General features: G+C 75.7%; 1 protein-coding gene. It reads right to left on the minus strand.

Translation table 11 applies throughout. The features are described 5' to 3' along the window. Positions 1 to 39 precede the first annotated feature (39 nt). Positions 40 to 24,747, minus strand: a complete 24,708-nt coding sequence (locus tag KUM32_RS01905) for a protein-glutamine glutaminase family protein (RefSeq protein WP_217139970.1) — start codon at positions 24,745 to 24,747, stop codon at positions 40 to 42. Positions 24,748 to 24,959: the final 212 nt, after the last annotated feature.

A 24,959-nucleotide genomic window follows, 5' to 3' on the forward strand; every position in this document is an offset into this window, starting at 1 on the left:
GGGTGGTCGCCGCCGCGCACCGGCCGCCGTCCGGGGCGGTCACGTGCCGTGCCGGTGTTCCGGGCCGGCCGGCAGCCGTACGGCGGGCAGATCAGCGTCGCCGATGTGCCGCTCCGTCCCGTCGGACTCCGTGACCACCAGACGGACGCCGAGCCGCTGTGCGGCGAGCACCGCCCTGGCCAGCGTGGCGGCCTCGTCCTGGGGGCCGCGCAGCAGCAGACGCAGCCGCTGTGCCTGGTCCAGGCCCAGGTCGCCGGCGGTCATCGTGCCGCCGGACAGGTCGAGTCGTACCCGCTGACCCGCCGTGAGAGCGATGTCCGCCCGCGCCAGGTCGTCCGCCGTGACGGGCCGTGGCGCGTCGAGCAGTCCCAGACGCTGCACGGCCAGGACGGCGTCGTCCTGGGCGGGCCGCTCCCCCAGCCACGCGTCGAAGGTCTCGGGCGTGGTGTCCAGCGCGGCGGCGAGCGCGCGCGCCGGGTCCGGAGCGTTCGCGTCGTCCGTGCCCGGTCCGCGCCACAGGTCGCGGCGGGCGGGGTCGGCGAGGACGTCCTCGGCGGTGACGCGGTCCCACAGCGCCCGGACCATCCGGCCGATGTGTTCGTGGACGCCCGGGTGACCGGCCGCGAAGCGGCCGAGCCGCTGGTCGAAGCGGGCCGCCTCCTCCTGGTGGCGGATGGCCGCCAGGTCCCGGTCCGAGGCGGCGGGTGTCCGGTCCGCCGGGCCGGTGTCCCGTGCCGGAGCGGGGCCGGCGGGCGGGACGCCGGGACGATCGGCGGAACCGTCGGCCGTGGTCGCGGAGGGCGTCCTCCAGCCACCGGAGCGGGAGTCCCAGACGAACCGCAGTTCCCGCGGCGTTGCCCGGCGGTCTCGCGGGAGCGGCCGCACGCGGTGGGCGGTGCCGTCCGGGCCCGTCACCGAGATGTCCGCACCGAGCGCCGCAGCGTACTGGCGTACCAGCAGCAGGGCGGTGGCGTCCCATGTGAACGTGTCGTGTCCCCGGCGGAGCCGGTCCAGCGTGGTCGTGGGCGGGTGCAGGCGTCCGGTCAGCAGCCGTACGACGAACTCGTCGATGGGCACACCGGCCTCGTCGATCGCCTTCAGCATCGCCGGGACAGCGTTCTCACCTCGCATCTTCTTGTCGAAAGCCCCGTTGACCAGTGCGCCCAGCATCGCCGCCGGCCGCACGGCTTCGTCCCCCTCCGTGTCGGCCGCTTGCGCGAGCGCGGCGAAGAACGAACCGGCGGGAGCGGGGACGGTGCCGGCCGGTGACAGGTGCTCGTGTGCGAAGTACCGCAGGTGCCGTGCCACGTACGCCGCGTCCCCGCTGAGCGCGATGCTCTGGGCCGCCAGTCGCAGCAGGCCGGGTGAGATGCCGGCGAACCGGGGCGGTGAGTCACCTCCGGGTAGCGGTGCGGAGACGGCGGTGAGGAGGCGGTTGCTTCCGGGCGGCCCCAGCGTCGCGGGGAGCCGTGCGGCGATCTCGGCGGCCGTGCGTGTGCCGGAGCCGCCCGGGGTGTTGCGCACGGGCCACAGCGGATCGTCGACCGGCGTGCTCAAAGGCTTGCGGGTGAAGAGATCGCGGTGGTCCGTGAGCCGGACTCGTCCACCGAACAGCCGTGCCATCGGATTGTTGGGTGTCGTGTGGTCCTGGGGCAGGTGGTCGCTCTTGTACAGGCCCTTCATCAGACGCGACAGATCGGTGGGGACGGCCGCCCCGACGAAGTCGGTCATGTGGGCGGGACCGCGGGCGGGCAGCGTGTTGTTCTCGGCGTGAAGGGCGCGCAGGGTCTCCGTCCGCTGTGCCGCGGCCGTGTCCCGCGGGTGCGGCAGAGGCAGCGAACGGTCGAGTTCCCAGGCGGTGAGAAGGTTGAGGTGCCGGCTCAGTGCGCTGTACTCGGCCGCCTGGGCGCCGAAGAGGAGTGGCCGCAGCCCGCTCTGGCGGAGCATCGTCGCGGCGGCGTCCAGGAAGAGGTTGGGTTCCGGTGCGTAGGGCAGCAGCGGATGGATGGCGGCCACCCGGTCACGGGCCCGCATGTCACGCTCCACACGCGAGGCGAACTCGGCGCTGAACGTCTCCGGTCCAGACCGTCGCAGCCCGGCCCGCGGCTGCTCGTCGCCGAGGTCCCGGGCAGTGTCCGCGACCAGCCGCCGGACCTCGGCGTCGGACGAGGGCGCCCGGTATCCGCCGGACATCATCAGCGGCCGCGGCGGCACGGGGAAGGGTTCGGAGTCGACGGTGTCCAGGCGTCGCTCGAAGTACTGGAAGACGTGTTCCCCGGAGGGAACCGTGTGGGAGTAGCCGTCGAAGTCCATGACGGAGACGTACGGGTGGAGCCCCTCGGCCATCAGGGAGCGGGCGGCGAAGCGGGTCGCCTCGCTCTCCAGGGTGCGGTTGCGCCAGGTGCCGTACGGCAGGGCCCCGGAGTCCGGCATCCGCACCGGGGTCGGGACGAGCGCCAAGGGATGAGGGAAGACCGTGCCGCTCAGGGCGTCGCGGGCGGCCCGCTCGATCCGGGAGAGGTCGTCGGGGGCACCGTTCACCCCCACCACGACACCGACTCGTCCGTCGAAGCCGGAGAGCCCGTGGGTGAGCGCGCCGAGGAAGTCGCCCAGCGCCCCGAGACCGGTGTGGTGGGTGATGGTGTTGACCAGGAAGGCCAGGCGCCGGGGCGTGTCCTCGATGGAACGCACCCACGTCATGTACTCATCACCGTCCATGGGCCCGTGGCCGGCGTCACGCAGCCGGAGGAACGCGTCGTTGACGACGGCCGCGGGAGCGCCGTCGCGGGTCTCCCCCGGCCACCAGTCGCGCGCCGCGGCCTGGCCGGCGTCGGCGGCGTTGACGTGGGCGGAGTCGGGGTACACGGCGGACGGATCCGTGCGGGGCACGGCAGGCCCCGGCTCCGGCGGTAGGGCCGGCGGCATGGACGGGGAGAACCGCCTGCGACCGGTGAGAGCTCCGTCGTCCGCCTCCAGCAGGTGGACCTCGGTGCCCTCACCGCCCCGTCCGGGGGTGACCGCGACTCGGCCCGCCGGGGCGGACCCCGTGAGTCCGGCGGTCTCGGCGAAGTCGTCCTCCGGGGGTGCCGGCGCCGCCTCCCGGTACGCCGTCGCCAGCCGGTGTTCGGGAGCGGGGTAGGCGGCCGGGGGAGGCGGAACCGTCGCGAGGGCGGGCTCGTGGGTCTCGCTCCTGCCTCCCGGGTGGTGGACGAGGAAGCCGCCGGGGGCGCCGTCGGGTGCTTCGAGCAGGTGCAGCCGGGCTGGTTCGCCGTCGCGCTGCGGAGTGGCGGCGGCGCTCCAGCGGGGCTGGAGGACGGTCAGTCCGGTGGCGTCCGCCAGCCGGCCGCCGACGGCCCCGTCCACCGGCCCGCAGGCCAGCAGCACCAGGAGGGTGCCCCCGGGGACCCGGGCCAGCGCGGACCAGGCCAGGGCGACGCGGGCGAGACCGTCCGCGTCGAGGGCGGTCCGGACGCGGCCGTCGTCGGTGACGGCCTCGATCCCGCCCGGCGTGCCGTGCGCCGCGAGGAAGAACCGCGGCCGGCCGGGGAACGGCATCGGCCGCAGGGTGCCCTGCGGCGTCCCGTCGGCGGACCTGCGCCACTCGACGTAGCTCGTGGCCTCGTTCGCCTCGCGGAGGGCCGGTTCGCGGCGCAGCCGTTCGCCGGCGGTGAAGGACGCCCCGCCCACGGTCCGGCCGGTGCTGTCGGTGACCTCCCGGAAGAGGTCCGCCGCGTACCAGCCGGGGGCCACCGCGGTGGACGAGGACGGTGGGCCGCCGGTCGGGGGCAGCCGGTGTCCCGGGTCGTGCACCGCCCCCTGGGCGAGCAGGCGGGCGGCGGAGCGCAGCTCCATGCGGACGACGACCGGGCGCCGCAGGGCGACCTCGGCCGTGCCGGACGTCCGGGCCGTGCCGGTCCGGCGCGGGACCCGGTGGCGCACCGCCGCCTCCAGCAGTACGTCCACGTCGAAGCGGACCAGGACGGACGGGCCGTTGATCCGGATGCGCGGGGCGTAGCCGGAGGCGGTGGAGAAGTCTCCGTCGGTACGGCCCGCCAGGGTCCGGGTGCCCATGCCTCCGAGGTACGTCTCCGCACCCTGGTACCTGCGCCAGGAGCCGCCGGGGGCGAGCGTCTCCGCGCCGTCGGTGTCCGCCGCCGAGCCGGTGAACGTCGTCTCGGTCAGCCGGGGCAGGCCCGGGCCGTCGCCGGCGGTCGGTTCGAACGTCATCCGGTCACCGACGCCGAGGACCCGGCCGCCGGTGAAGCGGGCGTGCACGGTGACGCCGAGGTCGGCGCCACCGAGCACCTCGTCGACGAAGGCCTCGGGCAGCCGTCCGCCGACGGCGGCGAGCATCGGCAGCGCGGCACCGAGCCACTCGGTGGACAGCGCCCGGTCGAGCAGCAGTGCGGCGGGGGCACCCGTGGTCCGGAAGGCGGGGGACGCGCCCAGCCCGGCGGTCAGCCGCGCCAGGGCATCCCGTACCTCGGGTGCGCCGGCGAACAGGTCGACCTGGGCCTCCAGCGGCAGCGGCGTCCCCGTGGCCCGCCATCGCGCGGCGGCGACGGCCGGGCGGGTGACCGGCCGCCAGCCCTCCGGAGCGGTCGCCCGGTCCGGTCCGGTGCCGGCCAGGGCGCGCAGGTCCGCCTCCGCCATGCGGTGCAGCAGATACCGGTCGTCGTCACCGTCGCGGGGCGCGGCGAGGCCGACCCGGGCGACCGGCGGTGTCCCCGGGGCGGAGCCGGGCGTGTGCAGTTCCAGGTGTACCTCGACGGGGACGGCCACCCGGACCGCCGCGAGGTCCTCGGCCGTCGCCGTCACCATGCCGGTGACGTACTTGTCGCCCCGGCCGTGGGCCGCCGCCGCCGTGCCGCCGATGACGCCGCTCAGGGGGGCCGCGACGGTCCCGGTGCCGGCGTCGGGCCGGTGGGCCGGACCCAGCAGCAGGTTGCCGCCCCGGCTCGTTCCTCTGGTGCGCTGCCGCTGGTGCTTGAAGGTGGCGTTGGTGGTGAGGGACATGCCGCGCCGGTCGGCGGGACGGTCGTGGAACCGGCCGGTGCCCCGGGTGACGGTCAGCCGGACGAGGTGGGCGAGGGTGCCGTCGGGTGCGTACAGCTCGACCGGGACGCCGCCGTCGAGGGCCCCGGTCAGCAGCCCTCGGGAGCCGAGGCGGCCCAGCAGTGTCACGAGCCGGCGGGTGTTGCGGTGCGTGTCCGCGACCAGTTGGCGCGGCAGCACCGCTTCGGCGTGGGCGGTACCGCGCAGCCGGCCGATCTCCTCGCGCAGGGCCGGCAGCAGCCTGAGGAGGTCGGGGGCGTGTTCCGTCACGCCGAAGGGCAGCGGCCCGGTGCCCTCCAGCCGCAGGCCGGCGGCCGGGTCGGCGGCGGGGCGGGCGACCGGACCGGCGGCCGGACCTCCGGTGGGCGTGGGGTCCTCCACGACCGGGGGCAGGGGCACGACGGCATCGGCGGCACTGCCGGTGCCGTCGGCGGTGGTCCGCAGCCGGTCGGTGTCCGGCCGGAGGCCGAGCCGTGCCGCCTGCTCCTCGGTGAGCCAGCCGAGGAAGCCCCCGGGGAACCGCCGGGCGCCGGTGGCGACGCGCGGGGAACCGCCCCGCACCGACACCTCGGCCACCATCAGCAGGTCGACGTCGGCCTGGACCAGCACCATGGGGTCGCCGGCGGCCGTCCAGCCCTGTCGCTCGACGGAGCCCTCGGTGGTGAAGGAGGACTGTCCGGACCGGTTCCACGACCAGCTCCCGCCGAGCCCTCCGAACAGGGTCACCCCGGACGCGACGGACGCGCTGCCGGACGGCAGGAGTGTCGCCGAGACGCTCAGGCCACCGCTCCTGCGGCCGGCCGACCGGTGGGTGCCGGCGTGGGTCCTGGACAGTTGCGGACCGCCGGTCGTCCCGACCACGGTGGGGCCCGAGACGTGGAACCTGGCGCCGACCGCGCCGAGCAGCCCGGCCCATCTGCGCTCGAAGCGCAGCTCGTCCACCAGCAGCACCTGGTCCGGTCCCGGCTGAAGGGTCCTGCCGAGTCCTTCGGTGCCGAACGCGGACTCCACCGCCAGCGCCGGCTCAAGACCACGCACGCCCAGGGCGTCGTCGTGGTCGCCGGTGGCCTCGGTGAGCAGGCTCAGCGCGAGTTCCGGTACGGACCGCCCGGCGCCGTGGTCCTCCATCAGCAGCCACTCGGTCAGCCGGGGCGCACCGTCGGCGGGCGCCGCCCACGCCGGGTCGTACAGGGCGGCGATCCCGTCCGCGGGCGGCACGTCCAGCGCCACCGGCTCGCCCGCCGGACGTAGGGCGGCGCGCTGCTCCCCGCTGAGGGTCAGGGACGCCGGGGTCGTCAGCCGGACCGGGACGGGGGCGGCGGAGAACCGTGCCTCGGTCTCGCGCCGGTCCGCCTCGGGACCGGTGTCCGCCTCGGCACGGGTGTCCAGGACAGAGGTGACCCGCGGGGTGTGGCGGCCGGGCCGGCCGGGGACCGCCAGCCGCCGCCACGCCCGGGACCGCCGGACCGAGGTGATCTCCACGTCGAGGACCAGTCGCGCGTCGAAGACGCTGGTCGGGTTCTGCCCGTCGTTGGCGGTCTCGCCGGAAGCCGTGACCCCGCCCTGGCTCTCCCGGGTGCGGAAGGCGTTCGCCGAGACCGTGCCGACGAGTTGGGCGGGGCCCGGCACGAGCCTGCCCTGGAAACGCCCGCGCAGGCTGCCGCCGGCCCGGCCTGCGGCCCCGGTGTCCGAGCCGTCGCTCGCCGTGTAGCCGAACTTGACCTTCCAGTCGGCGATGTCGCCCCGGTAGACGGGCTCCTCCGCCAGCCGCGCCCTGACCCGGACGACGACCGACTCGGTCGCGTTCCAGTGTCTGCGGCGCAGCAGTACCGGGACCCCCGTCGTCAGCAGGGCGCGCTTGCGGGTCTGGAGGTTGTCGGCGGACAGCGCCGCGGACAGCGCCCGCTCGTTCTCCCGCGCCGCTGCCTCGTCCGCCGAGGCGGTCCACCGGCTCAGGAAGGAGCCGCGCGCGCGGTCGGCGCCGTAGGACGGCAGGAATCCGGCGAGCCGCGGATCGCGGGCGAACCGCTCCTGGACGGCGTCCACCAGTGCGGAGGTGTCGAGGCCGCTCAGCGTCGTGCCGGCGCCCAGGGGTCCCCCGGGCAAGGAGCGTTCGGTCCCCGGGTGCTGGGCGAGAGGTTCGGCGACCGTGCCGTCGGGCAGCGGCAGGCCCAGTTCGGCGGCCTCCTGGGCACGCAGGTAGAACCAGGTCCGGACGTCCGTCCGCGTCGGACCCGGACCGCGCAGCCGAGCCGCGGGGGCGGGGGCGCCGCTGCCCTCCACCTCCACCCGTACCCGCGCCTGGTACAGGACCACGTCACCGGCGATGTCCATGGCGTGCTTCGTCGCCGACCCGGTGGTGGCCGTCAGCGAGCGGCCGGCGCCCAGTTCGACACCCGGCTGGAGGAAGAACCGCGCCTGCGGGCCACCCGCCGTCACGCCCACCCCTATGCCCGGGCCGACCGCGATGTCCCAGGCACGGGAGTCGCTGACACCCGTGGACTGCTCGGTACCGGCCTTGCGCGCCGTGCGCAGCCTCGGCTGCCGGGATGCGGGAGCCGCGGGAGCCGCGTCCCCGGCCGCGGCGGCGGTGTCCGGGGAGACGGTGTCGAGTGCGGCGGGGTGGCCGGGCGGCGTACCGGCGGAGCCGCGGGAAACGGGCGCCAGGGCCGTGATCTCGGCCCGCGCGCGGTACCCGCCGGTGAGGGCGCCGTCCCTGCTCGTCAGGTCGGCGGAGGGCACCCAGCCGGCCAGCAGCCGGGGAAGCTGCCGCAGGAGGCCTTCGGAGGAGGCCGCTTCCATGGCCAGGGTCCGCCCGGGCGCGCCGGGGGCGAGGAGCACCGGGTGGACCTGCGCGGCGATGGCGTCGAGGAGGCCGCCGCCGCCCTCGTACGGCCGTCCGGCGTCGGCCGTCAGCGGCACCATGGAGGAGGCCGCCCGGATGCGGCGGGCGGTGTCCGGCGTGATGGGGGTGAGCGTGAGCGGCCGGGACCGGACCCCGTCCGGCACCAGTTCTTCGGCGGGGACCCGGACGACGGCCGAGCCCTGCCCGCGGAAGGTGCGGGCGGGTCCGGTGCCGGCCCTGGCCACCCGCAGCGACCAGGTCAGGCGCCGCGGTACGTCGACGGTTCCCGGCTGGGTGGCGACGCCGCGGGTGTCCTTGATGTCCTCCTGGCCCGCGGCGGTGGCCGACCTCTGCCCGACCGCGACGTTGGCGTTCAGCGCCGCGCCGGCGAGGAGTCCGGGCTGCGGGGTCGCGAGCAGGAGAGTGCCCGCGCCGCGCACCGTCCAGCCCCGGGTCCGGGTCGAGGCGCGGCGCACCGACGTGGCCGCGGAGTGCTCGCTGACGAGGCGTACGGCGGCGTCGGGCGCCGCGTCCACGGAGATCACGAGGGGGCGGGGCTCGTCCTGCTCGCGGGCGATGCCGAGCGTGACGTCGTACCAGCCGTCGCGGCCGCGTACCTGGAAGGACCGGCCGTGCCCGAGGAACGTCTCGGGTGCGCCCGCCAGTTCGGCCATGATGTCGGCGGGCGATCCCTGCGCGGTGAGCGCGCGGATCTGCTCGTCGACCCAGTCGGTGCCCCGCAGGGCGTGCAGCGTCGACTTGCCGGCGGCGCGCATGCTCTCCAGGTAGGGCGGCAGCCGCCAGTGCTCGGTCATGGCCGGGGCGGCGGTCCGTGGCGGGAGCTGCGCGGGCTGTTCCCCGGCCGCCGGTACTGACGGCGGGGCGGCCGGTGCCGCGGCCTCGGGCTCCACGGCCGGCGGCAGGCTGTCCCCGGCCGGAGCGGCGGTCCGCGGCGGGAGCTGCCCGGGCTGTTCCCCGGCCGCCAGGGCTGACCGCGGGGCGGCCGGTGCCACGGCCTCGGACTCCACGGCCGACGACAGGCTGTCCCCAGCCGGAGCGGCGGTCCAGGGCGGGAGCGGCGCGGGCTGTTCCCCGGCCGCCGGTACTGACGGCGGGGCGGCCGGTGCCGCGGCCTCGGGCTCCGCGGCCGGCGGCAGGCTGTCCCCGGCCGGGGTGGCGGAGGCCGCGAGTCGGGCGCCGATCTCCGCGCGCACGTCCTCGGTCAGCGCGCGGGCGAGGTCGAGGAGCGCCTCCTTGACATCCTCCAGCCACACGTCCCGGTCGGGGCCGTCCTCCAGCTGGGCGGCCTCCTGGACGATCCCGGCGAACGCCTGGTCGCGCAGCAGCAGGCCGGGGAAGCCTGCGGCCGGGTTCGCCAGGCCGTTCTCGACAGCGGCCTCGATCGCCGCCGTCAACGGGTCACCGGCGCCGTCCTCCCGCGGCCCGCCGGTGAGGAACCGGCTGTCCAGCAGCGGCAGGTCGGCGGCGTTCAACCCGGCGGGCAGGGCGGTGGTGCCGGCCGGGGAGCCGGGCGCGTTCCACCCGGATTCCGGATAGGCGGGCGCCGCCTCGGCGTCCCCGGGGTCCGGCTGTTCCGTCTCCACCACTCGGAGGTGGGTGTACGGGCCCCACGGGCCGTCCTCGCGCTCCTCGCGGTGCACCACCGTGAAGGCGGCGGGCGCCGGGAAGCGGGTCTCCCGCCGGGCCGGGCCGGTGTCCGTGGCTGGCATCGGCCGCGCGGTCGACGTCCACGCCTCCACGAGAACCGGGTGGGTGCCGTCCGCCGCGGCGGACGGGGGGCCGGGCAGCTCGGAACCGTCCGCCGGGCCGGCGTACCCCGCGTGCAGGGCGGGCACCCGGAGCTGCCGCACCGGGCCGGGCAGGCCCGTGGTGAGCGCGACCGGCATCCGGGCCGACCATCGCACGGGCCCCTGGACGGGCGGCAGTTCCCGCAGTGCCCGGACGGCCATCGCCCGGTCCGCCGGGGTGAGGGCGGGATCGTCGGCGGCTCGTCCGGCCAGCCTGCCGAGCGCGAGGGCGTGCGCGGCCGCGACGCCCGGCTGCCGCGCGGCGGCGTCGGCCGTCTCGGCGTACAGCAGGTGGTGGGGTGGCGTCGGCGCTTCCTGGCCGTGGGGGGCCAGCACGGCGTCGGCCCACTCGTAGAGGGTCACCGCGTCGCCGAGGGCCACCGCGGCCTCCATGACGTCGGCCCGGGTGTACGGCAGCGAGGCGCGCAGCAGTTCGTGGAGGGAGAGGCGGTTGCCCGGCAGCCACCGGGCCAGTACGGCGGCCCGGAAGGCCGTGCGGTCGGCGGCCGTGACCCCGTCGAGCCCGGCGTGGACGCGGAACACGGTGGTGACGGTCTGCGGCTCCCGTCCGGTGAACGGGACGCCGTACTCGCGCAGGCCGCGGGCGACGTCCCCGTACGGGTCAGCCGGGCGGCCGTCGGACAGGGAGGGCCGGACGCCGTGTCCGGCGGCGGTGCCGAACGCCGAGAGCAGTTCGCCCGGCGTCGCCCCGGAGTCCGGCGCGACGAGCCGGCGCAGCGCCGCGAGGGGCTGTGCGGCGCGGGCGTCCGTGGCGCGGAAGAACAGCGCCGCGGCGGTGTGTTCGTCCCCCGTCGCCGCCGTGTGCCGGCGGTGCAACCGCGCCACGGCGTCCCGGGCCGCCCCGGTGGCGAGCGGTCCGGCCGCCAGGGAGCGGCCCAGAGCGTCCTCGTAGCGGAGGGCCAGGGCCGTCCACCGGTCGGTGGCGTAGAGCGCCCGGAAGTCTCCGACGGGCCCTGCGGGGTCGTCGGCCGGCGGGTGCTCCGGGCCGGGGGTGAAGCGCAGCCACCTCGGCGGCGCGGTGCCGGGTCCGGCGGCGAGCGTGGCCGTGAGGGTGCCGTCGTGGTCCTCGCGCAGGCCCGCGGCGGTGGCCGGCGCGTACACCGTGCGCCCGGTCACGTCGGCGACGGTCTGCCCGGCCGCCGGGACGCCGCCGGGGCTCCGCCCGGTCAGGCATGCCTGGAGGCTGATCTCCGGCGCGTGCCCCGCCGGGAGGCGGTCCAGGAGGTTCCTCAGGTATCCGCCGACGCCCCGGGCGTCGATCCACCGGGCGCCGTACCGGGAACCGACCGGGAAGACCTGCCCGTCACTGTGCGACGCCCAGGTGAAGGTGGCGGCCGGGTCCCACGGCCAGGGGTGCGACCCGTCGCGGACGGTTCCGTCCGCCTCCTCGACGACGTACCCCCGGCTCTCCGGGAGACGGGCGACCACGTCGTACGACCAGTCCCCCGCGTCGAAGGCGCTGACGGCCACCGGCAGACCGGTGCGGGAGTCGGTGACGGGCCGGGTGACGGTCTCCTGGTCCCAGTCGTCCGGCGCCGGCGGGACGGGCACCTCGCGCAGCAGTACGCGGAGGTACTCCCGCCCGTGCTCCGCGTCGGAGGTCAGGCGGGGCCGGCCGACCACGCGGAAGGCGGTCCGGGCCGGGTGGAGGGCGCGCCGGGCGCGGGGATCGCGGGCGAAGGGGGCCACGTCCCGCGCGGAGGAGTTCTCCACCTCGTAGACCACGAGGTGTCCGTCGCCGCCCGCCCGGTCCGGTCCGGCCGCTTCCAGCGCGGCCCTCAGCGTGGTGGCCACCGGGTGCAGTTCGGGGACGGTTACCTCGACGTTCGCCACCAGGGCGTCGGGGTTCGCGGGGCCGGGCCGGTGGGCGGCCCACCAGGCGCGGGTGCCCAGGGCGGGCAGCAGGGTGACGGCCTCGACGGCCATCCAGCGGTGCTCGCCCGCGTCGGGCAGGCCGTCCTCGGCCAGCCGGGCGGCCCGGTCGGCCAGTTGCCCCCGCAGCTCCGCGAGCCGCTCCGGCCGGCCTGCGGCGCCCCTGCGGAGGACCGCGGCGGTCCGGTCGGCCAGGGCGCGGAAGGCCCGGTCGCGCAGGAACAGCAGCGGCAGGCCGTCCGCCGGCCGCCCGGCGTCGACTGCGGCGGCGTCGACGGCGGCCTCGGCCAGGGCGCGCGCGGTCCGTACCCGCCGGCCGGTCTCGTCGGCCCGGTCGGCGGTGGCCGGGGCGGCCAGCAGGGCGGCGTCCGGGCCGCCGGCGAGGTACAGGGCGGGGATGTGTTCCGGCCGCAGGTTGCGCCGGATCAGTTTCATGCTGTGGTGGCGGGCGAGCCACTGCCGCAGCGCCTCCCGCCGCGCGGCGTGCTCGGTGCCCGCGGCGAACGACTCCGCACGGTCGGGTCCGGGTGCCGCGTGGAACTGCTCGTCGCGTGTCCGCCCCACCTCGGCCAGGGCGACGACGGCCGCGACGGCCGCCTCGTGGCCGGTGTGAGCGGGCCAGTCCGTCGCCTCCGCGTACATCGTGCGGTGCGGCAGGGCGAGGTCGCGCCAGGTCCCGGCGACCAGCCGAGCGGGCTCGTCGCGGCCCCTGCGGACCGGGTTGAGCACGGCGTCGGCCCACGCGTACAGCGCCGCCGGGTCCGTGGCCGCGAGGCGGGGCTCCGCCGTGCCCCGCACGCCGGCGCGCCGGGCGGCGGACAGCACCGCGCGCAGCGACAGCCGGCCCCGCGGCAGTAGCCAGGCCGTGACCGCGTCACGGAAGAGGGAGGGCCGCAGGCCGGGCCCGCCGAGCCCGCGGTGGACCCGCATCAGCCGTTCGGCCAGGACGGCCGGGTCCTCGGCCATGACGGCGGAGGGCGCGGAGCCGGTGGACACCGTTGCCCTGCCGTCGGCCGAAGCCGCGTCCGTGCTCCAGGCGACGGCGGCGGTGAAGGCGTGCATCAGCTCGGGCAGCCCGTCCGGGGACGCGGCACCCCTCAGCAGCCGGCGCATCAGCGCGGCGCGTTCCGTGCCCGTGGCCTGCGGGGCACCCGGCAGGAACGCCTCCCTGGCCAGGTCCGCCCCGTGCCGGCCGGCGAGGACGGTGTACAGCCGGGCCACGGCCCGCCCTGCTTCGTCCAGCACCCACGGATCGGCGGCCAGCACCTCGCCCAGGGCCCGCTCGTACCGACGGCTCAGCTCGGCGCCGCGCGGACTGCGGTAGTAGGCGGCGAACCGGGGCTCGGAGGCCGGGTCCGGCACACGTGTCCGGCCTGCCGGCTCACCGGCGCCGCCCTGGGCGGTCGGCGCGTTCCAGCCCTGCTGCGGGTACGCCGGCGGAGCCTGCGGCGTGGCGAGGACGGGCGGGGCGGGACGGGACGGGGCTTCGGCGGACGGTCCCGGACGAGGTCCGGCCCCGGGCCGTTCCGTCTCCTCCGCCTCGACGAGGGTGTACGGGCGGCCGGACGCCGGGTCCCTCAGGGAGCTCGTGCGGACGACCCTGAGCACCGCCTCGTCCGGGTAGCGGGCCCGCACCGGCCGGGGGCCGCGGGAGAACGGCGACACGTCCCGGGCGGAGGACACGGCCACCCGCACCAGTACGGGGGTGTCCGCGTCGGTTTGGGGGGTGGCGGACCACAGTTGCTCACGGGCGGTCTCCTCGTCCAGGGAGACGGCGTGGAACGGCCCCACCGCCACCTCGTCGAACCGGGGACGGCCGGTCTGCGGCAGGGGGAAGTACACGGGGGCGTTCACCGGCGGCAGTACGGCCAAGGCCTCGGTCACCGCGCCGCGGTGTTCGGCCACTTCGCCGAGGAGCTGGTCCGTCCGGCGTTCGGCGATGCTCCGCAGACGGTCCAGGTGGCGCCGGCGGTACGCGGCCCGGTCCGGGTCGGCCGCCGGCCGCTCCCGGTAGGCCTCGGCCACGGCGCGGAACTCCGGGTCCCGGGTCAGCAGCAGCGGATAGGGGGCCTGCCCGTGGAAACCGCGGTGCACGGCGTCACCGATGGCCCGGCGCAGCAGGCTCTTGCGGACCGCTTCGGGCAGGCTCTGGGTGAACCGGTGGTCGAGCAACGCCTCGTCCGGTCCGGCGAAGAGGTACAGGGCGAGCGCGTGCGCGGGCTCCGTGCCCTGGGCCTGCCCGGGACCGTCCGGGAGCGCGCCGGTCAGCCACGCGGTGCGCTCCGCGTACAGGCGCCGGTGCGGCAGCACCGGGGCGGGCGCCGCTGCCCCGGCCCGGCCCGCCGTCCCGTGAGCGGCCCAGCGGTGCGCCGCCCAGGTGTGCAGGTCCGCGGCATCGCTCAGCAGGACGGTCCCGTCGACCACGTCCAGCGCGCCGGCCTCGGCGAAGGCCGTCAGGAGGTCGAGCAGGGCGGGCCGTACGACCTGGCTCGACCGCTGCGCCGGCAGCAGCCAGCCGATGAACGCATCGACCAGCTCGTTCAGCTCGGCGGCCGTCGTCCCCGGTATCTCCCGGTAACTCGCCACCAGCTGGGTGACCGAGTCCAGCCGCGCGAAGTGGGCGCGCAGGCCCCGTTCGCGCAGTCGGCCGGCCTGCGGGCTCGACGGGTCCAGCGGGAGGTCCGAGACGGTGCCCTGGTGGAGGGCGCCGCGGAGCGCGGCCATGATGTGGGCCAGCGTCGCGCCGGAGCCGGGCCGCTGGAGGCCCCGCAGCCGCTCCGCGGCCGCCTCCGTGGTCAGGCCGGACCAGCCTGCGAAGATCCGGTTCAGGACGGCGTCCTCCGATCGCAGCGTGCGCCGCAGGTGCTGCACCGTCCGGGAGAGGGCGAAGCGCGCGGCGGCGGTCACGGTCGCGTCGCGGTTCAGCGACTCGCCCAGCGCGGCCTCGAAGGCGCGGCTGTACTCCTCCCAGACGGGCTCGGCGTAGAGGGCCACGAAGGCGGAGCGGTGGGAGGCCACCGTGCCGTCGGTGTCCGGACGGACGGCCGCGTCGCCCCGTGGCTCGAAGCGGAGCCAGCGCGCCGGCTGCCCGCCGTCTCCCTTGATCAGCACGAGCTTGACCGGCTGCGTACGGTGATCGATGCCTGAGATCACGGTCGGCGCGTACACCGCCGCGACACCGCCGCGGTCGGCGACCGTCTGCCCCAGGGGGTCCGTCCGGGGCTTCATGGCCCCGGCGGAGCACGCGTGGAGCACCAGAGTGGTCCCCGCCGCGGGCAGCCCGTGGTGGTCCAGCAGGGCCTTCAAGTGCTGGCCGACCTCGTTGCCGCCGGCGCGCTTGCGCCCGTACGGGGTGGCGACGAACGCGTGGGACGAGGTGGCGTGCATCGCGTACAGCAGACGAATGGGCGCGTGGTGCCAGGGGACCGGGGTGCCCGCGCCCGTCGGGACGGCCCGGGAGCCCTTGTCCACGACGAAGTACTCCGGCCGGTCCAGGTACTGCCGGAAGCCCGCGGCCCGAACGACTTCCTCGGCGTCGTTCTGATCGGTGAATCCGAGGAGTTCGCCGTGGGGCCCGAGGATGCGTCGGGTGACGAACGGGCGGTTCCAGGTCTCCCCCGCCAGCCGCCGCGGTATTTCCTCCATCCGCACCGACAGGTAGGTGTGGCCCGTCGCGGCGTCGACACGTTCCGTCACGTCCGTCGTCCGGAAGGTGGCCGGCGAGGAGTACAGCGCGGGCTTCGTCGCGGGCTCGGCCGCGAAGGGCGCGATGTCCCGGGCGGTGGACTCGGCCACCTCGTACACCACGGGCATCAGATCGGGCCCGGTGGCCGCCTCCGCCAGCGCGGCACGGACCGCCTCGGACCGGTTGGACGTCGCCAGGTGCAGGGTGGGCGTGCGCAACTCGTCGGTGAGGCTCGCCAAGATGCCCCGACGCCGGGTCCCGCCCCACCACACCCGGTCCATGAGCGGGGGCAGCAGTGCCGCCGCCTCGCGGGCCATGGCCGCGTGGTAGCGCGCCTCGGCCCGCAGGTCGGCCTGTTCGAGCAATTGGGCCGAGCGCGCGAGCAGGGTGTGGCGGTGAGAGGCCGGCACCCAGGAGTCCCCGGCCGTGCCGGGTGCGAAGCCCGGGGCGGCCGTCTTCTCGGCGGCTTCGGCGGCTTCGGTCGCTTCGGCGGCTTCGGCGGCTTCGGCGGCTTCGGCGGCTTCGGCGGCTTCGGCGGCGGAATGGACGTACGCGTCCCGCACCAGCAGTTGCGGCAGCGCGCGCAGCGGTCCCAGGGAGCCGAGCGCCTGCCGCACCACCGTCTCGGCCGTGGTGGCACTGGGCTCGGTGAGCGCCGCCGCCCCGGTCACCGCACGCATCAGGCGGGAGTCGAGCCCGCTCGCCAGGTACAGCGCGGGCAGGTGCGCCGACGTGAGGTTGCTCAGCAGGTCCGGGTCCCGGTGGCGCAGTACCCAGTCACCCACGGCCCGTTCGCGTTCGACGCGGGTTGCCGGCTCCTCCGGCCCGGCGCCGAGCCACACCTGTGAGGGCGCGTGATTCACCGGGTCGAGCGTGCGCGGACGGGTGAGGCCGTCGGCCGACGCGATGCCTTGCGCCGCGCGCAGGGTGACCCGGCCCGGGCGGGACATGAGGAGCGCGTACAGAGCCTGGTGCGGCAGCGGAACCGGACGCCAGGCAGCGGAGGTGGTGGTGGCGAAGTTCAGATGCTCCAGCTGGTCCTGCGGGCCCAGGAAGGCGTCCGCCCAGCCGTACAGGCGGGCCCCGTCCATGTCGTCGAGCCGCGGCTCCGACTCGTCGCGTACGCCCGCCCGGTGGGAGGCGTCGAGTATCTCCGCCAGCGTCCGCTGCGGCAGCCAGGCGGTCAGCGCCTGCCGGAACACCAGCAGTTCGTGGTGTTCCGCGCCCAGTGCCTGGTAGGCCCGCAGCAGCCAGGTGGCCCGTTCGGCCGGGGCCGAGGAGAGCAGCAGGCCGCGCCCCCGTGCCCGTTGGTACGCCGGGGCGTTCGTGGCGTACGGCTGTTCCTGGCGGGGCGTCAGCGGGACGAGTCGGTGGTTGAGCGCGGGTCTGGTCCGCCACAGCCAGCTCAGGGTGTGCCGTTTGCCCGGGTGCGCGTACGCGGCGTTGGCGAAGGCCTCCATCAGACGGGAGGCGGTCGCCCGGCTCGGCGTCATCAGCTCCGCCATCCGCAGCCGGCCCTCTTCCTGGGTGGTCCCCGGGAAGGACAGCCAGTGACGGTCGGCAGGCCGGCCGCCCAGTTCCCGGGCGAGGAACTCGTGCAACCGGGTGACCGAGCGGGACATCACCCCGATCACGTGGGTGTCCGCGTCGTGGACGGCTCTGACCCACTTCTCGTAGTCCATCGCGAGCTCGGACCAGAGCGGGTCACGGTAGAACTCCGCGAACGGGCTGACCGGTGGCGTCGGTGGCACGCTTCGTGCCGGTGGCGGCAGGTCGGGGTAGCCGCGGGCCGGCGCGGGCTCGGCGGCGGCCTGCGGCTGGTTCCAGCCTGCGGTGGGGAACTCCGGTGCGGCTGCCGCCGGATCCACGGGACTCGCCGGGGCCGCAGTGCCCGCCGGATCCGCAGTGTCCGCCGGATCCGCAGTGTCCGCCGGATCCGCAGGAGGTGCCGGGGCCGCAGGAGGTGCCGTCGCGTGCGTGTCCGTCGGGGGCCGCTCGGCGGGGGCCGCTTCGCGGGTGACGGTGACCAGCCGGTAGTGCGGCTGGTGTCTGAGGATCAGCCGTACCCCGCCCAGGTCGGTGACCAGCCGCCCGGCCTCCAGACCGGACAGCCCCGCCCTGAGGTCGGGCTGGGACACCTCGACCCTCAGCGGCAGGTGTCCCGGAGTACTGTGCCCGCTCTCGTTGAGCTCCTCCAGCCGCGCCACCAGTTCGTCGGCCTGGCTCGCGCCGGCCATCTCGTTGTCGGTCAGCACCCAGGCCCGGCTGTGCTCACCCAGCACGTGGTCCAGCACCGCGGCGAGCGAGTCGTCGCCCTCCGCCCGGATCCACGGGCCGGGGTGCGGCACCAGGACGTCCGTGTACGGCACGTGGCGACCGAACTCGGCCAGCGAACCCCGCACCAGCGACACGGTTCCGCCGTCCCCGGCCGTGGCGTCCCGTACATGGCGGCCCAGATAGCCGTGCATCACCGGATCGAAGGCACTGACGTTGCCGCGCAGAGCGAGGGCGTCCTTCAGGAACCGGACGTCCTCGTGACCGGCCCCGCCGTCGATGGCGGCGACCACCGTGTTGCGGGTCTCCTCCAGCGCGTCCGGCAAGGGGGTGAAGTCCTCCACCCCGAGCAGCCGGCGCTGCTGACCGGGGTGCAGCCGGCGGTACCAGGACGACGCGAACACGTCCGCCCAGTCGACCTCCGACGCCTCGCCCTCGTCGTCGTACTCCACCAGCACCGGACGCTCCGACGGCGTGCCGTCCTCGTCCGGGGTGTCCGGGGCGTTCCAGCCCTGCGTCGGGAAAGCGGGGCCGGCGTCCGCCGGGTCCGTCCGGGACCCGCCGCGGGTGCGCCGGTCGCGCTGCCCGCCGGTGCCGTCGGGGCGGGGTCCGCCGACGGTGCCGTACCAGCCGTCCGCGGCGCGGGTCAGCGCGGCGGATCCGTACGCCGACACGGGCTGGGCGCCCACCGGGGCGGTGAGCCGCTCCACCTCCTCGACCTCGACGTAGAGGTGGGGCCGGCGGAACTCCTCGTCGAACCGGCGGTTCTCCCGGCGCAGGACGCGCAGGACCGTGGGACCGGGGTAGCGCACCTCGCGCCGCTGCGGGGCGCGGGAGAAGGGTGACACGTCGGCGGCGGACGACGTGACCACCTTGACCAGCACGGGGTGGCCCGCCGCGGTCCCCGCCGGCCCGGCCGCCAGGGCGGCCAGTACCGGCCGCCGGCCGCGCCGGGCCGGGTGGAACTCCGGGACCGTCAACGTGTCGAACGCCGCCGGGCCGCCGTCGTCCGCGAGGGGCACGTGCAGGGAGAACCAGACGGGGGCGTCGACGGGCGGGAGTTTCGCCAGTGCCTCGGCGGCCATGCCCCGGTGCTCGGGGATCTCGTTCAGGACGGCGTCCGTCCGCTGCCCGGCCGCGTCCAGCAGGCGCTCGCGCAGCCGGTCGGCCCGGGTCCGAGGCAGCCGCCCGGTGTTCCGCCGGGCGTAGTCCGCCAGGTCCCGGAACGCGTCGTCGCGCATCAGCAGCAGCGGGTACGCGGCGTGCCCGTCGAACGCGTCGGCCGCCGCGGCCCGCAGTTCGCCGCGCAGCGCCGCCCGGTTCGCGGCCGTGGACGGGCCGTCGAGGAACCTCTGGTCGAGCAGCCGCTCGTCCTGGCCGCCCAGCAGGTACAGCGCCAGCGCGTGAGCCGGGGTCAGGCCGTGCGGCGGGGACGCCCCGCCGTGGGCCGCCGTCCACGCCTCCGACGCCTCCTGCCGCAGGGACCGGTCGGCCAGGGGCCGGACTCCCTCGTCCGTCGCGGGTTCCGGAAGCGTCTGCCCGGTCGTGCCGAGAGGGTGGTGTCCCTGCGCCGGCGCCGGCCACAGGCCCTGGGGAACCGCCCCGTTCTCGCTCACCCGCGGTGTCAGCCAGCGCCCGCGGTCCAGGTAGGTACGGTGCTGGGGCAGCGTCAGCGCCCCGGCCGCACCGGCCGGCACGCGGCCCGCCGCCGGTACGGCCCATTCCTGGTGCGCCCACTCGTAGAGGTGGGCCTCGTTGCCCAGCCGCAGCAGCTCTTCCTCGAGGGGCCCGCCGCTGACCTCGGCCTCGTGGCCGTCCGCCAGCAGCTCCCGCAGGCCACGGACGGGCCGGTCACCGCGGTGGGTGAGCGGCAGCAGCCAGCCGAGCACGGCCGGGCGCAGATCCAGCAGGTCCTGCTCCAGAACGCCGTCGATCTCGGCGTAGGCGTCGTAGAGCGCGGTGGCGGACACCTCCTGGTCGGCCGGGGCGGCGTCGAGCGCGCGGCCCAGCGCGTGCATGAGTTCCGCGAGCGTGGCACCGGAGCCGGTGTCGCGCAGCCGGCTCATGCGTTCGGCCGCCACATGGCCGGTTCGGACGTCGGAGCCGAAGAACGCGGCGCGAGCACGCTGTGTGCCCCGCTCGTCGACCAGGTGTCCGTAGACCCGCTCGACCGCCTTCCGCGCGGCGTCGACCACCACCGGGTCCTTCGCGAGCAGTCGACCGAGCGCGGTCTCGAACACGGCGGCGTGTGTCCGCCAGCTGTCGTCGGCGGTCAGGGCCGCGAAGCGGTGGGCCTGTCCGGGGAGGACGTCGGCGACGGCGGAGCGGCCGGCGGCGTCCATGTCGGTCAGTGGCCGGGGCCGTGCTTGCTGCCAGGTGGGATGTGGCTGCCCCGGGTTCTCGGTGAGCGCCAGGTCGGCCAGTTCCGTCGTCACAGAAGGGGCGTAGGAGGACTGCCAGGAACCGCGGTCGGTCACCGCCCGGTCGGCGCGCACACCGTCCGGTTGGGCGCGGCCGGCCTCGCAGGCGTTCAGGACCAGGTTGACCGGCCGGCCCGTCACGCCGTGCAGGTCCAGCAGCGCCTTCAGGAGCGCACCGACCTGTTCGGGGCCGGCCGCCTTGACCCCGTAGCGGGACGGCATGGTGAACGCGCGCCCGTTGTGTCTTCCGTGGGTCGAGAAGAGCACCTGCCGGTGGGTGCGGTGCAGCGGGCCCCAGGGGACCGGGTAGGGACCTTCCCGTGTTCCGTCCTGCCGGGCCAACGTGTAGGTGTCCGTGCTGAAGAGAGCCTTGTCGATCCCCCGGGCGGCGTACCATTCGAGCGCCCGGAAGGCGGAGAAACCGACCAGCCTGCCTGACTGGTCCGTGACCGTACGAGTGACGAACTCCCGCTCGTAGTCCTCCCGTTGCAGCGGTCGCTGCATCTCCTTGACCCGTACCAGGGTGTACGGACCGCTGCGGGTGTCCACGCGTCGCTGGGTCTCGACGACCGTGAAGGTGGCCGGTTCGGCGTACAGCGCCGGCCGCTGCCGGGCGTCACGGGCGAAGGGCGCCACATCACGCGCGGTGGACTCCACCACCTCCCACACCGTCGGGACCCCGCCGTTGAGGGCGGTGTCCGTCACGGCGGCCCGCAGTGCGGTCTCCCGGTCGAGGGTCACCGCGTGCAGGGCGGGAACGGCGTGCGGGCCGTCGAGGCTTTCGGTGGGCGCGGTCCAGGCGGTGCCCCACCACGCCCGGGCCAGGACGGGAGGCAGCAGGTCCACCGCTTCCCGGGCCATCGCCCGGTGCTGAAGCAGTTCACCGCCCAGGTCGCGCACCAGCGCGGCGGCCCGGTCGGCGAGCAGATCACGATCCGCCTGCCATGCCGGTCCGGTGGCGGTGCTTCCCGTCCCCGGAGCGGCCTCGGCCCGGCTGACGGCGGCGTCCACCACATCGCGGAAGTGCTCGTCCCGGAGGAACAGCAGGGGGAAGGAGGAGAGGGCGAGAGGGGCGGCGAAAGCCTGCCGTACCACGGAACGGGCCGCCGCGCGCACGGCCGCCCCGCCGGCCGCCCCGCCGGCCGCCCCGCCGGCCACCGCCTGCAGCAGCGTACGGTCGGCCCCGCTCGCCAGGTGCAGCGCGGGCAGGTGCTCGGTACTCACGTTGGCCAGCAAGCCGGGGTCGCGGTGCCGCAGCGACCAGGCACCCATGGCTCGGTCGCGCGCGGTCCCCGCCGTCCGCTGGTCCGCCGACAGAGGCATCGCCGAGGACTTGAACTGGGGGTACTTGCCGGTCAGTTCCCTCGGCCGGGTCAGTTCCACGATCGACGCGAGGTACGCGACGCCCGGAACGCGCGCCGGGGTCAGCCACGAGGTCGCGTTCGCGTACATCCTGTGGTGCGGCAACGGCACGTTGCTCCGTGGAGGGGGCGTGACGGACGACTGTGCCACGCGGCTGCGTTGCCGCGGATCGATCATCGCGTCGGCCCAGGCGTACAGGCGGGCGCCGTCGCTCTTCTCGAACGGCGGCTCGCCCGCTCCCCGGATCCCGGCCCGGTGGGAGGCGGTGAGTATCTCGGCCAGGGACTGGTCACCGATCGGCAGCAGCCACGCCATCAGCGCCTCGCGGAACACCAGGGCGTCCCCGTCGGGGGCCAGGGCACGGTAGACCTGCGTCAGCCACTCCACCTGCTGGGCGGGTGCCTGCGTCAGCAGGATGCCGCGTGCTCTCGCCTGCCGGTACCAGAGGCTGTTCTCGTCGTAGGGCTCCGGCCTGGCCGGCGCGGGCGGCAGCATGCGCGGGTTGTGGGCGGGGCTGACCGTCCACAGCCAGCTCAGGGTGTTCGTCCCGGTGGGGTGGAGGTAGGCGGCGCTGGCGAAGGCCCCCATCAGCTCGGCGGTGCTCGGCTTGCCCCGCGCGAGGCGTTTCGAGAAGTCCTGCACCTGCTCCGTGGTGGCGCCGGGCCGGGCGAGGCGGACTTCCACCGCCCGGGGATCCAGCCCGGCACCCAGCAGGTGGGACCGCAGCCGCTCGACCGCGTCGTGCGCGAAGAGCCGCAGGTCCTGGTCGGCACGGAGCACATCGCCGATCCACCGCTCGTAGTCCCGGGCGTACGCGTGCCAGTCCGGCGAGCGGTAGAAGTCCGGGTAGCTGCGCGAGCGGTCGTCCGGGTCCTCGGCCGGCGCGTTCCACCCTTGGGTGGGGTAGGCCGGCTGCTGCTCCGCGGTCGCGGTCGTGTCGAAGAACGCCGCCTCGGCACCCGGGACGAGGAAGGACAGGTCCGCGCCGGTCAGATCGACGGCGGCGGGGTCGAAGCCCGGGGGGACCGCGTAGCTCAGGTCCGGGAAGCCCCCGAAGAGGTCGAGGGCGAAGGCAGGGTCCAACGGGAAACGCGCCGGGTGGTCGCTCGGCAGCCGCTCGCGCAGTGTCTCGGCGAGGATGCCGTACCGGTCGAGCTTGCCGGTGCGGGCCAGCCACTCGTAGCGGTCGGCCGCCCACCGCGTCGCCTCGGAGGTGGTGGGGTCGGGGCGGGCGGTGAGGCCGTCCCACGTTTCCTGGACGACGAGGCGCTCCAGCGCTTCCCAGCTGTGTTCGGCGAGCATGTCGACACTCAGACGAAATACATGATCAGCCTCCTCCATCGAGCGCCACATGTACTTCTGCGGGAACGGGAACTGCGTGGTGTGCGGTTCCGACAGCACCACGGTCACCCGCCCCACGGGCAAGTCCTCCGCACTCCACCGGTCGGGGTTGACCAGTGCGTCCAGGATGAATCCCCCGTGGATGGACTCCAGCTCTCCGCTGTAACGCTCGACGTGCCGATCGGCCGAGACACCGATGACCGTCAGCCACTGCTCCTCGGTCAGCGGACCGCGTCCGAGTGCCGGGTCGATGACCATCGGCACGACGGACCCGTTCGGCAGCCGGGTGTCGATGACCGGAGCGATGTGATAACCCCAGCTCACCAAACCCGGCGCGGCATGCGTCGCGTGCGCCGCGTGCGGGGTCACGACCGACAGTCCCTCCGCCGACGCAGCCGAGATCTTCCTGACCGGCGCTCCCCACTGCTGCAGTTTGCGCGCCATGATGTGAGCCCGCAGATCACACCCGTCCTCGGGGTGGTTGTGTGGCAGCGGCAGGGTGTCGTACCGGTAGTGGTGGTAGCGCAGGACGGCCATGTCCTGGTACCACTGCGCGACCTGCTGGGGGGTGGCGGGCTCCGTGTGGAGGTCGCCCAGGACATGGGCCAGGTGATCGGCCCGCCCCGGCAGCCGGCCGAGGAGACTGTCGCGCAGGTCGACGCCGTTCAGCTCGCGGAAGGCGTCCGACACGGCCCAGATCTTGGGCAGATCGCGGTCCAGGCCGTCCAGCAGCGCGAGTGCTCCCTCGCCGTCCTGGTGCCGGTCCAGCAAGTCGGTCAGCCGCTGCGCGAAGACGCGTACCTGGGGCAGGTGCGCGGGGTCGGTGAAGGGATCGACGGCGACGGGGGCCATCTCGTCGCCGGTGACGGGGAAGGACGAGGCGAGACCGAGTCCCCGCAGGACCGCCTCGTAGCCGGCGTCGTCCATCCGGCCCTCACCGAGGGCCCGGTGCAGCGCCTGCGCGATCGTCTCCCCCGTGTGCCCCTCGAACGCGGCAGCGAAACCGGCCGACAACTCCGGGCCGGTCGTGGACGCGCGTCGCTGGAACAGGCCCAGCACGCGGCCGGCGTTCACGTGCTGACGGCTCAGCAGACCGGCGAGCTGTGCGGCGAAGGTGTCGTCCAGGGTGGTGACGGACGCGTACGCGCGACGCGTGGCGGCCTCCGAGACGTGCGGGGGGACGACGGCGAACGGGGACGACAGACCGAGTGCCCGCAGCACCGCCTCGTGGCCGCTGCCGACCATCCGGCCCTCGCCGAGCGCCCGGTGCAGCGCCTGCGCGACCGACTCCCCCCTGTGCCTCTCGAACGCCGCCGCGAAACCGGCGGACAGCTCCGGGCCCACCGTGGAGGCGTACCGCCGGAAGACGTCCATCACCTGGTCGGTGTCCACGTGTCGCGCGCCGAGCAGTCCCGCCAGCCGTCCGGCGAGGCCGAGTTCGTAGGTGTCGTCCGGGGTGGTGCCCGTCGGGGTGTTCCAGGACCGCGTCGACGGGTACGAGGGGGCCGGCCTCCCGGAGCTCCGGGGGGCTGAAGTCCCGGCCGGGAAGGGAGCGGGGTCAGGCCGCCGCGAGCCGCCCGAGGGACGGAACTGGCGCCATACGGTCGCCCGGCCGTCGGCGTCGTGCTTCAGGTGGATGCCCGACTCGGCGAAGGTGACCTCGCCGGTGGGGGCGAGCACCGTCAGGCCCGTCATGTCGGCGATGACCTGGGCGTCCGCCAGGGCCGTCGCGGTCCCGGCGGCGGGCCGGTCCGCGCCGGCCGTGCAGGCGAACAGGGTGAGGGTGTCGAAGCCCCGCAGAAGCGCGGGGAAATCGAGCAGCGCCTGTCCCAGCTCGGTGGCGCTGAGCACCACGTCGCGCCCCTCGCCGTCCACCACGTGGAAGCCCCGGTGGTCGTGGTGGAGCCCGAGCTGGAAGGAGCCGGCGAACTTCTCGGGCAGGTCCCGCCAGGCGCCGACCCGCTTGCCGTCCTGGTCCAGCCGCCACTGGTAGAACCGCGTCTGCTCCGACAGTTTGCCGTATACCGGCTGACGGATTTTCAGGTCCTGGGCCGAGAAGGACATGGCTCCGCCCAGACCCGTGCCGTCCGCGCGCAGGATCGGCCGGACCTGTACCGGCGGGTGCGCCCAGTCGCCGCGAGACCGCGTCGTCCGGCGCGAGGGAGCGGGCCGTGCGGACCCTCGGGGCGGCGCGGTGAAGGCCGCCGTCCGGCTTCCGCCACCGGAGCGGTGCCAGGAGGCGGGGGCCGGTGCGGAGGCGGTGGTGGGGGTGGAGG

The organism is Streptomyces sp. AC627_RSS907 (genome assembly GCF_019049165.1).

Bases quoted from the DNA above. Each gene is read 5' to 3' on its own strand.
- KUM32_RS01905 (WP_217139970.1), bottom strand. From the start codon at position 24,747: ATGTCCTTCTCGGCCCAGGACCTGAAAATCCGTCAGCCGGTATACGGC.